General features: G+C 47.5%; 9 protein-coding genes. All 9 read left to right on the top strand.

All coding sequences use genetic code 11. The annotated features are described in order from the left end of the window. Positions 1-307 precede the first annotated feature (307 nt). Complete coding sequence (locus H6F90_RS27730) at positions 308-658, top strand: hypothetical protein (RefSeq protein ID WP_190555210.1); 351 nt, start codon at positions 308-310, stop codon at positions 656-658. Positions 659-1,005: 347 nt separating this feature from the next. After that, a complete protein-coding gene (locus H6F90_RS27725) occupies positions 1,006-1,959 on the top strand; it encodes a peptidoglycan recognition family protein (RefSeq protein WP_242024654.1) in 954 nt (317 codons plus the stop codon). 302 nt (positions 1,960-2,261) lie between these two features. Further along, entirely contained in the window at positions 2,262-4,028 is a 1,767-nt protein-coding gene (locus H6F90_RS27720) for a hypothetical protein (protein WP_190555209.1), read from the top strand. 410 nt (positions 4,029-4,438) lie between these two features. Beyond that, positions 4,439-5,899: an FAD-dependent oxidoreductase gene (locus tag H6F90_RS27715; RefSeq protein WP_190555208.1), complete on the top strand. Its 1,461-nt coding sequence runs from the start codon at positions 4,439-4,441 to the stop codon at positions 5,897-5,899. A 14-nt stretch (positions 5,900-5,913) separates the two neighbouring features. Next, positions 5,914-6,972 carry a glycosyltransferase family A protein gene (locus H6F90_RS27710; protein WP_190555207.1) on the top strand — a complete coding sequence of 353 codons (1,059 nt, stop codon included), beginning with the start codon at positions 5,914-5,916 and terminating at the stop codon, positions 6,970-6,972. Beyond that, positions 6,962-8,119 (top strand): glycosyltransferase family 2 protein, encoded by a 1,158-nt coding sequence (locus tag H6F90_RS27705; protein ID WP_199296222.1) that lies wholly within the window; start codon positions 6,962-6,964, stop codon positions 8,117-8,119. The genes H6F90_RS27710 and H6F90_RS27705 overlap by 11 nt, the downstream gene beginning before the upstream one ends. Before the next feature lie 82 nt (positions 8,120-8,201). Next, complete coding sequence (locus H6F90_RS27700) at positions 8,202-9,374, top strand: glycosyltransferase family 2 protein (protein WP_190555206.1); 1,173 nt, start codon at positions 8,202-8,204, stop codon at positions 9,372-9,374. 23 nt (positions 9,375-9,397) lie between these two features. Then, on the top strand, positions 9,398-10,702 hold the full coding sequence (locus H6F90_RS27695) for a glycosyltransferase family 2 protein (protein WP_190555205.1): 1,305 nt from the start codon (positions 9,398-9,400) through the stop codon (positions 10,700-10,702). Continuing rightward, positions 10,692-11,957 (top strand): glycosyltransferase family 2 protein, encoded by a 1,266-nt coding sequence (locus tag H6F90_RS27690; protein WP_190555204.1) that lies wholly within the window; start codon positions 10,692-10,694, stop codon positions 11,955-11,957. Before H6F90_RS27695 ends, H6F90_RS27690 begins: the two co-directional genes overlap by 11 nt. Positions 11,958-11,961 lie beyond the last annotated feature (4 nt).

Raw genomic sequence — 11,961 nt, 5'->3', positions numbered from 1 at the left:
ATGGGCGTTGAATAGATGCAACAGACGGTTGAGGAATGCCTGCTTCATGATTCGTCCTGACAGCACTGCTCCCTCTATTTTGTCTGATTGCCTTATTTTTGAAGAAGTCTAATTAACTCCCTCGGCCTAGCATTCATACTTCGTAATTCTTTGGCTAAGAGTAATGTACCTTCTGGTAGACGGCGCTGCTTCCTAAGACACCGTAGGATTCGTGTCAAAAGGATATTGATACCGCTGTTATCGATCGCGCTGCTGGTTGTATTGATCGAGGCCTGCAAAGTCTAACTAGAATCACGAGGAAATGGGTATGCAACGAATTCTTACCGCTATTGGACAGTTTGTTCGCAGTAGTCTAGTAGTGATAGCGCTGGTTGGCTTACTGAGCTTATCGAGCCTAATCATTTCGCAAGCTAGCTATGCGGGCGACGCAAACGTACCTAACTTCAGAGCTGACCAAGTCAACCCATCTAAGGCAGAGAAGCAGTCGGTTGAAGAGCGTGAGCAAGCTTACAACAACGCCACCAAAGTCGCTAAAGATTCCAGTGCTTTGGAGCAAGAGTACGAAAAAAATCTAGAATCCTATCAAGAGCAGCAGCCAAACTCAGGAATTATCAAAGGGGCAAAGCAGCTAATTGAAAAAGTGACGGGTAACGACTAGAAGTAGATAGATTATTTTGCTTACCCAGCGAAAATCTATTTGCTGAATTCTGCCAAAGTTAGCTATTTCAACCACTGACCTAAGTTCTTAAACTAGCCTGATCTCCCCATCCAAATTTCAGAAACTGGATGGGGTTTTCTTATGTCTAAATCAATGGCTCTGTCGCCAGCCGTAAGCTGATGGAGTGCGCCTCTCACAAACTATTTAGGCTTGCAATATTTCAGGATCAATAATCTCTGCCATTCTGTCCTGAGCCTGGTTAGACTGAGCGTTAAACATAAGTTAGGCCTCAAAACTACTAGCAGTGTTCTTCTATTGGCAACTCCCTAACCCTTACTCAAAACTCTATGAATTTTATACGTCGGTTTCAGAGTCTTGATAATCAATTAAAAGCTGTCTTGGCGACTGTTGTGATTAGTGTGGTGTGGCTGGTTTACGCCGTAACAACCATCCAACCTGGAGATGCCGAGATTCTGGCGAATCAACCTCAGCAAATTGCGATCGCCCAAGTGCCGCCTAGCCAAATGCGACCTTCTGATAGTCGAGCTAGCATTCAGTCTAGTGTCATTGTGCCTACCGTCCCGCTGTCCGCTTCCCCCACCGTTCAGCCAGTGCCGCCGCAAGTCTCTCGGCCCGTGCGATCGCAGCCTGCGCCCCCTGCCTCCGCGCAGCCACCGATAAGACCCCCCGCAGTCCCGGCTTATCAACCCAGAGAACTGGTTGCTTTTGCAGATCCCACGAATTATGGAGAGCGAGTGCTCAAGGATGTGTATGGTCGTTCTGCTGCCCATGCACCGATTGTCGTGCTCCATGAAACTGTCAGCTCGGCGAACAGCACGATCTCATTCTTTCAAACTCCCCATCCTAGAGACGAAGACCAAGCAAGCTACCACGCCTTAATCACTCAGGATGGGACGATTGTGTATCTCGTTTCCCCCGATAAGCGAGCCTTTGGGGCAGGCAACTCGGTGTTTAATGGCCCGAATGGTCCAGAGGCAGTGAAAACGCATCCCAAATTTCCGCCCTCTGTCAATAATTTCGCTTACCATATCTCCTTAGAAACGCCTCCCGATGGTCGCAATAACGGCAACCGTCACAGCGGTTACACAGCTGCTCAATATGAATCGCTGAGTTGGTTAGTTGCAAGAGCCGCTGTGCCCGAATCGAGGATTACCACCCATCAAGCAGTCGATCGCTCTGGATCTCGCAAAGACCCCCGCAGTTTTAATCAGCAAACGTTCCTGACGCTGCTGCGTGCTTATACTCGACCCGCTCTGACGGCTCCTACCCCACGCAGCTAGTTAAAAGCTTACGGAGCGATCTTCCAGAGTTAGGCGATCGCCTGATTAGATAACTGGTTATATACCTGCTTAAAACTGAAACACGGTTCTCACCATGCCTCCGAAGACATCATCATTCTCTGCATTGTGGTTTGAGCAAGGACCGTAGACCGAGTAGAGTAGTCGCGATCGCTGCATCTTTGAGGCGCTTGATTGCGATTGAATAAACAAAAACCTTTATAAGGCAATGGTTTGAATCTCCTCAAGCTAGAGGCTCAACCAAGCGGCAATGCTAGCCTAGCCTTAGTTCACAACTAGCCTTCATGCTTTACTTCATTGCTGCCTGGACTGTGTTAAGTATGGCTTGCTGGTCGATTGGTGTAGCTCTGCTAAACCTATTGCAATTGCAGGCAGACTGTTTTGAGCGATCGCCCCATCGCCCGATGGCAGCACTTTGGTTAGGTTTGATAGTTCTGGCAGTCGCATTGCTAGCCACCTCTCTCTTATTGCCCCTATCTCCTGTAGTCGGTGGGTTGGTTACCGTTGCTTTAGTTGCTGCTTCCCTCTTACCGCGATCAGCCCGTCAAGAAGTTGTAGCCTGGCGGGTCGATCTATCACCTCGGCTAATTTTAGGAATTTCAATCCTTGCCTTGGCGATCGCGGCTATTACCACTCAACAGGTTACTTGGATCGATACTGGCATTTATCACTACGGCAGCATTCGTTGGTTGTCCGAATTCGGTACAGTACCGGGTCTAGCGCTGTTGAAAAAACAGTTCGGTTTTGCTTCAGCTTGGTTCGCTCTGGCGGCTCCTTTGAATCCAGTGGGTCTAGGAGGACGTGTTAGCGCTTTGACTAATGGCTTTGCCATACTTTTAGCCGTATTCCATTTCTGGGTCAGCTTGACTCGAAGCTTCACAACTCAGGCTAAGCTCAGCGATTGGTTTGTCACCTTGTTTTTTGGCTTAGTGCTGCCACCGCTGTTGTTTACCCACTTGCTGTCAGTCATTTTGGTATCTCCCTCGCCAGACATCCCCGTCATTTTTTTAACGGGAGTCGTAGCTTGGAGTATTTTAGTGATTTCTGAGCAACGAACCGATTCTGTGAATGCAGGGCCAAAAAGTATTTTAGAGCCTGAACTAATTCCGCTAATTTTGGCAGCTGGAGCCGTCACGATTAAGCTGACTGCGTTGCCAATTTTATTAATTGCTAGCTTATTTTATCTAGTAGCTAAGCGCCCAAGCTTCAAGCGGTTACTAGTGGGTGGTGCGGTTTTGGCAGGTTTGCTGCTACCCATGTTGCTATTTAGCCTTGTGACTTCTGGATGTCCGCTTTATCCCTCTACTTTCCTCTGCCTTGATTTGCCCTGGTCCCAAACGGTGCAAGAGGCAAAGCAACTGGCCGAAGTGACGCGTGGGTGGGGGACTTGGTTTGGTTCAGCTCCTACCGGAGTTTCTGCGACTTTGTGGCTGTTTTGGCAGTGGTTCAATGCGATCGGCTCTAGCAAATTAATTGTTTTATTAATTGGGCTTTCGATCGTTTCCATGATTTATGTCTTTCGGACTGTCATCTCGCAACAAAATCAGGGACAGCTTTGGGTGTTGGGGTTAGCTGTAGTTGGCACCAGCTTCATGATGTTGCAGTCTCCCCTCTTAAGATTTGGGATTGGCTACGTTGTGCTTTTACCTGTCTTGTCCGTTGCCATTTTGTTTCATGCCAAGCTGCAAAACCGTTGTATTGAGCTGAACAAACGATTTACGGCTAATCCCCACCGCCAAAAATATCGATGGCAATCTTGGGTGTTGTTGTGTTCGGGCACCTTAGTACTCGTGGCTTTGAGTCAGCCCCCAGTGCGATCGCGTCTTGTCTTACCACCTGCACTGCCTAAGACCAAATTGACACAACAACAAGTTAACAATGTTGTTTATTTCTCGCCTCAAAACTCCAAGGGAGCTTGTTGGGCCGCAGAGATACCTTGCTCTCCCCAACCTGCTAAGAATATATGGCTACGTGATCCGGTCCGTGGTCTTCCTGCAGGATTCGTACGCAAGCCTGAAGTGCTTCCTAGCTCAGTAAATACCGTGCCTTAAGCATTTAATCGCAACTTTACATACTGAAAAAATATTCCAAAGAGCTTGAAGCTATGAATCAGTAAGAGCCTAAGCAATTTTTCCCCTCAGTATGTATGGCTAGGCATATTTCCTTTTAATAAACTTTCAGTAGCAGCCCTGTGAAACTCTAGAGCTTAGTGCCAAAGTTATTTCTATCAGCCCTGATAGGACTACAGAGCCTCACCCTATCGGTAGATTTATACCGAGGTCGGAGATTCAGTGATTAAGTCCCAGAATTCCTAAAAATTTAACGCGAGAACTCTACCCCTTAATGGAAGTTTCGGAGCAGGGTTGGCCTGTGCCAGAATTTCTGATGCTTTCGGGTTTAGCTACAGTCTCAGCGTGGACAAGTTGACTGTGAACACTGACTTTGCTGGAGTATTACCTGGATGATCGCCGCGAAAGTTTTGAGAGATGCCATAGATTCTGAAACCGTCTGCTTCGGAACGAGAGCTAGGCAAAATTTTGTGATTTTAGGGAGTGGTCTTGCAGGTCTGGCCGCAGCTCAGGAACTCTTAAAGCGAGGCTGCAAAGTCACGCTGATTGAGCAAGGCGCTGAAGTGGGAGGACTCGCACGAACCTTCGAGCAAGATGGCTTTCGCTTCGATATCGGTGGGCATCGATTTCACAGCAACAATCCCACGGTTGTGCAATGGCTCAAAGATTTATTAGGTAAGGATTTACGAGTAGTACCTCGCACTAGCCACATCTATTTAAACCAGCAATTTGTTAACTATCCCATTCAACTGCCGGGAGCGTTATCCATCTTTTCGCCGCTTAAAGCAGCCCAGATGGTGTTTAGTTACCTAGTAGCTAAATTTACTGAAAAGACTCGTCAGGATATTTCTTTTGAAGATTGGGTAATTAAACGCTACGGTCGGGCACTGTACGAAGTATTTTTTCAACCCTACACCGAGAAAGTTTGGGGTATTGCCTGCGACCAGCTCTCTGCAACTTGGGCTTCTCAACGGATTGGCATTCCTAGCCTATGGCGAATGGTGAAGCAGGCGATCGCTCCAGCTAAAGAAACGCCTGCCACTGCCATCTCTGAGTTCTACTACCCACGCGCTGGGTTTGGCATGATTCCAGATGCCTTGCGTGAGAACATCTTGGCAATGGGGGGTACAATTCATACCCATACTGCTTTGCTGAGCTGCACACCCCTCACTCAAGGTTTTGAAGTTAATGTTCGTCATCAAGACGGCACTACGCTGACCTTGAAAGCAGATCAAATTGTTTCTACGATTCCACTGAACTCTCTACTGCAAGCGATTCCCGAAAAGCTTGGTAGCCAGGAGATTTTGCAGAGTTATAACTTGGAATACCGAGACATCATCTGCTTGTTTGTAGCGCTCAAACGCCCACAAGTCAGCCAGGATAGCTGGACCTACTTTCCCATGAAAGACCTGATTTTTGGTCGCACTCATGAACCTAAAAATTGGTCGCCAGAAATGGTTCCTAGCAATGACTACACCTCTCTGGCGATCGAAATTTTCTCCAGCCGAGGTGAGCCGACGTGGGAAATGTCGGACGATGCCATCTTGGACCAGGTGATTGAGCAAATGCATCAGATTGGCTGGGTCAGCAAAGCAGATGTTCACAAAAGTTGGGTGATGCGCGTTCCCTATGCCTACCCAGTTTACCGAGTGGGTTACGAACCTACCCTTCGCAATGTAAAGGACTATCTCAATCAGTGGGATAACCTTCATTTGGTAGGTAGAACCGGATCGTTTCACTACATGAATAGTGACGGTGTCATTGAAGATGTATTCAACCTGATCGAAAAATTGTTTCCGGAAGGGGCTTTGGAAGTACAGCCCTTGGCTACTGCTGCGGGTCGCTGGATGTAGGAGTGCAAATAATCATGCGAAAACCAGCACCACTCAAAGGCATTTCTCACCCGTTTCTCTCCATCGTGGTTCCGGTCTACAACGGCGGTGAAGCTTTCCAGGCTTGCTTAAGCGCCATTACACACTCGCCCTTCCGAGATTGGGAACTGATTGTAGTTGATGACGGCTCTAGCGATCGCTCCGCTCAAGTGGCTCACCAATTTGGAGCCAAAGTTCTAAGGACTCATCGACCTAAAAGTGGCCCAGGGGTAGCGCGTAATTTAGGTGCGCAGGCTGCTCAGGGGCAATATCTGTGCTTCATTGATGCTGACTGCGAAGCGAATCTGAATACTTTAAGTCGTCTCGCTGAAGCTTTAAAGAGCCACCCAGATTTAGACGCTGTATTTGGCTCCTACGATGACGCTCCTAAAGCCCCTAACTTTGTAGCCCAGTATAAAAACTTACTGCATCACTATACTCATCAAACGGGATGTGAAGATGCTTCCACTTTTTGGGCAGGCTGCGGTGCGGTGAAGCGTTCTACCTTTTTGGCTGTAGGTGGATTTGACACTAAACGCTATCCTCGCCCCAGCATTGAAGATATTGATTTGGGCTACCGAATCAAGCAAGCAGGCGGCAGAATCCTTCTCGCTAAACAGGTACAGGTGAAACATCACAAAGCCTGGAAGCTCAACAGCTTAATTAAGACGGACTTGTTTGATCGCGGTATTCCTTGGACGCAACTATTGCTCAATAGTCGCTCTGGGATGGCTAACGATCTCAATCTTCAAGTTTCTAGCCGTCTTAGTGTTGTGGCAGTTTATTTACTTCTGTTGCTAGGGCTGAGCAGTTTTTATAGTCCTCAGGCTGTATGGGGACTTTTGCTGGTGACGATCGCCCTTCTCATTCTGAATCAAGACGTATATCGCTTTTTCAGACAAAAGCGGGACTTGAGTTTCACACTAAAAGCAATTTTGATGCACTGGCTCTATTACATCTATAGCGGCCTTGCTTTTCTAATAGGAAATTATCTGCATTGGCAAGAGCAACTCGGTAAGGACCGAGCTGTGACTAAAACACTTTTTGATCATTAATCAATCTTTTAATCAGGCTGCAAAGATGAGTCGCTGCCAGGAGACTGATACTCCTTTAGTGTCTGTAATTATTCCGGCTTATAATGCTGAACATTTTATCGCTAAAACGCTTGAGTCTGTAATCAACCAAACTTACAAAAGTATTGAAGTGTTAGTGGTTGATGATGGCTCTAGCGATCGCACTGCTGAGATCGTTAATCAAATCAGCCAAAACGACAGCCGCATTGTATTACTACAGCAATCCAATTTAGGAGTGGCAGCAGCTCGTAATCTAGCGATTCAAACAGCTAAGGGAGAATTTATCGCTCCCATTGATGCTGATGATATTTGGTATCGCACTAATTTAGAAAAACAGGTGTGCTGTCTTTTGCAGGCCCCTGCGTCAGTAGGTCTCGTTTATTCTTGGTCAGCAGATATTGATGAGGCTGACTGGCAAACTGGGGAATATCGAGCTTCTCTGATCGAAGGTTCTGTTTTTAGAACCCTACTTTGCCACTATTTTTTAGGGAATGCTAGCTCAACCTTGATTCGGCGCAGCTGTTTAGAGAGGGTGGGCAATTACAACTGCAATTTCAAGCAGCAAAATGCTCAGGGCTGTGAAGACTGGGATTTATATCTGCGAATTGCTGAACATTACCAATTTCGAGTTGTTCCAGAATTTCTAGTTGGATATCGCAAGCTTCCAGCTAGCATGTCCCGTGATTTTACTTCAATGGCCAAATCTCATGCCTTGATGCTACGGGCAATCCGTCAAAAATATTCTGATATCCCTGCTTTAATCTACCGCTTGTCGAGCAGTAGCTTCTATCTGTACTTAGCTCGTCAAAGCTACCAAGGTAAAAATTATCTAGCTTCGCTGTTCTGGTTGACAGCAGCTTTCAAGATAGACTTTACAACTTCTTTACTAAGACCAGGATTTTATATTTTACTGATGATGAATTTTTTCGGGATGATTACTGATTCACTTGCTACTAAGTGCTTCCGAGGAGCTAGATTAACAAGTTCACTTAGGCTTAACAGAAAAGTAGTCAGTACTTCACCAGAGTTTATTAATTCGAAGGCTGATATCAGGATAAAACTACTAATAGAGAGATCACTCCATCGGTGGATGCAAGGAAATCAATTCAATACGTCTTTAGATGGCTGAAGAATAAGTGAAATTTTTTAACTATTATCCGGATTTTTTGAAAACAGAATCTACTATTTTTGACTGCACTTTGGGGGAAATAATGGCGACCGCAGTCCTAGACATTGACTTAAAACAGTTACCCGCTGAGATTACAAATTTAGAACGATACAATCAAGCATTAGTTTTGATTCGCTTTAATGGCAAACCGCTAGGCAAAGCGCTCCTGCCTGTGGCAGAAGGACACATTAGTGGTCTGGAGTTGCGAGAACGGTTGGTCAATGCTGTTGGGTCTCAACTTTGGGAACAGTGGCTGCGGGAGTATCTAGACTGGGATGAAGTGCAGAGTAAAATTTCTGCTTTGCCTCTAGCTACAGTGGCCATCTGTACCCGCGATCGCCCAGATGACTTAAAGCGATGTCTGGATGCTCTGATGCAGTTGCCAGACGACGGTCAAGAGATTTTAGTTATTGATAACTGCCCTGCCACTAATGCCACTCAGGAGTTAGTTACCCATTACCCCACAGTTCGGTATGTGCGTGAAGATCGCCCAGGACTGAACAACGCCCGCAACCGAGCTTTACGAGAAGCTCGCCACGAGATTGTGGCTTTTACCGATGATGATGCGGCTCCAGACCCAAATTGGTTGCGATCGCTTTTAGTTAATTTTGACGACCCCCTCGTTATCTGCACCACAGGTTTAACCATGCCTCTGGAGCTAGAAACGGAAGCTCAAGAGTGGTTTGAAACTTATAGTCCCTTTGGCAAAGGCTTCCACCGAGTTGTGTTTGAGAGTGCTAAACAGAACCCATTGGCAACAGGCAGAGTGGGTGCTGGGGCTAACATGGCGGTACGCCGCAGCTTACTTGAACAAGTAGGTGAATTTGATCCCTATCTGGATGCAGGCACTGCTACGTGCTCTGGCGGTGACCATGAAATGTTTGCTCGCATCCTGCTGGCAGGTTACCGCATTGTCTACGAACCTACAGCACTGAGTTGGCATCGCCATCGTCGCACTTGGGAAGAACTGCGTCGAGCGCTGTATGGCTATGGTGTAGGCGTTTACGCCTTCTGGACTCGCACCTTGCTTGTGGAAAAAGAATGGGTGATGGTGCAGCCTGCGATCGCATGGTTTCTTCACGACCAACTCCCTAATCTATTTCGCGCTATCTTCCGACTGCCAAATAGCTTGCCCTTAGATCTCGCCCTTGCCGAACTCCAAGGTTGTCTCGCTGGTCCCAAAGCTTATTTAACTGCTCGCAAACAATCTGCCTAAGTTCTCCTTAAGCCGTTAAAACCATGCCGACTGTTAGTGTAATTATTCCCACCCATAACCGCAGTGCTGTTCTGAAACGGACCCTTGATGCCCTAGCTCAGCAAAACTATCCTTTGTCCGATATGGAAGTGATCGTTGCTGCGGATGGTTGTACCGACGACACCAGCGAGATGCTCAAGGCTTATCAAGCGCCTTATACGCTTAAGGTGATTGAGCAACCGAGCCAGGGACCTGCGGTTGCCCGCAATCAAGGGGCAGCCTTGGCATTAGCTCCGTTACTCATCTTTCTAGATGATGATATTGAGGCTTCTCCAGGGTTTGTCGCAGCTCATGTGAAAACTCACCAGAAACAAGCTAATCAAGTGGTATTGGGTTACCTACCCACTATCCTAAAAACTCAAACAGGCTTCTTCCGAATTACCTTACGGGGTTGGTGGGAAGCTATGTTTCAGAGAATGCGTCAGCCTGGATATCGCTTCGCTTACTGCGATTTGCTCAGTGGCAACTTCTCAGTCAGTGCAGATTTGTTTGCCGCAGTTGGCAAATTTGACCCTCAGTTCCGCTGCCATGAGGACTATGAGCTAGGCATGAGGTTATTGCAAGCTAAGGCAAAATTTACGTTTGCTGAAGCAGCGATGGGCTATCACCACGAGTTAACTGATCTCGATCGCTCGTTACGGCGCAAATATCAAGAAGGCAAGGCAGATGTTCAGCTGGGACAGAAATATCCAGAGCTAAAGCCCACCTTATTAGTGTCAACCATGATCGCTCGGTGCTCTTGGGTTGACCGAATGGCCCTGATTGTAATATTCAAAATGCCAGCCCTTGGCGATCTGCTGGCCAAAGGACTACGGCGATCGCTCGATCTTTTAGAGTGGATGCGCTTACGGAGCTACTGGCGCACTTTGCTCGATCGCCTCTTAGGCTACTGGTATTTGCGTGGCATCGCTGAAGCTTCTAGCACTCAACAGGCTCTAACTACCTTTTTACAAGGTTCTCGCCCTGTTTCCAGTCCCAACCTCTTAGATATCGAAATCGATCTCAAGGCAGGGTTAGCTCAGGCTGAGTGCAGATTAGAGCAAGAGCGCCCTACTGGAGTTCGTCTCCGCTATGGCAAACAAATCATCGGTCGCATTCCAGCCATCCCTGGAACAGAAAGGTTACATGCCGCTCACCTACGTCCGACATTAGCTACGACTTTGGCTCCAGCGTTGATCCCAGCATTGGTCCTAGACAAGGCTGTTAATGTCACTAACTCCTCGCCTCAAGTTACTTACGAACTTCCAGCTCAACCTTCTCAGTCTCCGGAGCTTGTTTATGTCAACTAAGGTACTTGATTTAGACTTTAGCCAACCGCTTTCTTCTGTTTGGAATCTGGAAGATTTTCATCAACTGCAAGTTTTGGTGCGTTACCACCAAAAACCGCTGGGTTGGATCTACTTACCTGTGCGTCATCAGATTGCTGTGACAGCTGAGCAATTGCAGCAAGCTGCGACCGAACAGTTGGGCTGGGAGTTGATGGCAGCGACAGTTGAGCAACAATTCCTAGAGCTTGAGCCACAAGCAACTATGGCTGAGCCAATTAGCATCATCGTTTGCACCCGCGATCGCGCCTCTGCCTTAAGCCAATGTTTACAATCCTTGCTGGCACTGGACTATCCCAGCTACGAAATCATTGTGGTCGATAGAACCCCTAGTAATGATGACACAGCACAACTCGTTGCTCAGTTGCCAGTACGCTATGTCCGCGAAAGCCAGCCCGGATTGGCATGGGCGCGCAATCGCGGCATTGCGGCTGCACGTCATGGCCTCGTCGCTTTTATTGATGACGATGTAACAGTGGATAAATTCTGGTTGCAAGCGATCGCGAGAGCTTTTGCTGATAGCAAAGTTATGGCAGTTACCGGATTGGCTGCACCTGCTGAACTACAAACTCAAGCACAATACCTGTATGAGCTGCACTATGGTGGCATGAAGCAACGCTTGCAGCGCCGTACTGTTTGCAAGACGGTGTTTTCAGAATCACGGATTGTGAATGCAGAGGTGCCAAACCGGAATTTGTTATGGACAAATTTGCTGGGTACAAGCGCCAATATGGCTTTCCGCCGTTCTATCTTTAGCGAGCTGGGCGGTTTTGATGGAGCTCTAGGAGATGGCACTCCTAGCCGTGGTGGCGATGAGTTGGAAATGTTCCACCGTCTTTTAGCCCAAGGGCATACTTTGGTATATGAACCTGCTGCGATCGCTTGGCATACGGCTGAACCGAGCCTAGCTCAATTGCGACGAGAGATTTTCAGGGATAACTGCGGTTTTGGTGCTCATTTAGTCGCTTCTACTAGTAAGGGTAGAGTGCATTGGTTGGCTGTTGGGCATGTCATGCTGTACCAATGGTTCTTACAATCAGTGCTGCGGCGCTTCCTGCGTCCCAATCGGCTCTCTCGTTCTCTGATTGCTTTAGAAGTTTTAGGTCTGTTAGTAGGAGCATTTTCCTACAGCTTTGATCGACTTCGCAGTCAACGCATCGAGAACATAGATGTTGAAGTACTGCTTGACTCAGCTAGCGCTCCAGAGGCAGTGTCGTGAGAAC

It is taken from the genome of Trichocoleus sp. FACHB-591 (assembly GCF_014695845.1).
GTDB lineage: Bacteria > Cyanobacteriota > Cyanobacteriia > FACHB-46 > FACHB-46 > Trichocoleus.
The sequence above is the reverse complement of the archived record's forward strand: the minus strand, read 5'-3'. Positions and strand labels throughout refer to the sequence as shown.

Excerpts from the sequence above, each read along its gene's own strand:
- H6F90_RS27700 (WP_190555206.1), top strand. The coding sequence starts at position 8,202 with ATGGCGACCGCAGTCCTAGACATTGACTTAAAACAGTTACCCGCTGAG.
- H6F90_RS27730 (WP_190555210.1), top strand. The coding sequence starts at position 308 with ATGCAACGAATTCTTACCGCTATTGGACAGTTTGTTCGCAGTAGTCTA.
- H6F90_RS27715 (WP_190555208.1), top strand. The coding sequence starts at position 4,439 with ATGATCGCCGCGAAAGTTTTGAGAGATGCCATAGATTCTGAAACCGTC.
- H6F90_RS27695 (WP_190555205.1), top strand. The coding sequence starts at position 9,398 with ATGCCGACTGTTAGTGTAATTATTCCCACCCATAACCGCAGTGCTGTT.
- H6F90_RS27690 (WP_190555204.1), top strand. The coding sequence starts at position 10,692 with ATGTCAACTAAGGTACTTGATTTAGACTTTAGCCAACCGCTTTCTTCT.
- H6F90_RS27710 (WP_190555207.1), top strand. The coding sequence starts at position 5,914 with ATGCGAAAACCAGCACCACTCAAAGGCATTTCTCACCCGTTTCTCTCC.
- H6F90_RS27725 (WP_242024654.1), top strand. The coding sequence starts at position 1,006 with ATGAATTTTATACGTCGGTTTCAGAGTCTTGATAATCAATTAAAAGCT.
- H6F90_RS27720 (WP_190555209.1), top strand. The coding sequence starts at position 2,262 with ATGCTTTACTTCATTGCTGCCTGGACTGTGTTAAGTATGGCTTGCTGG.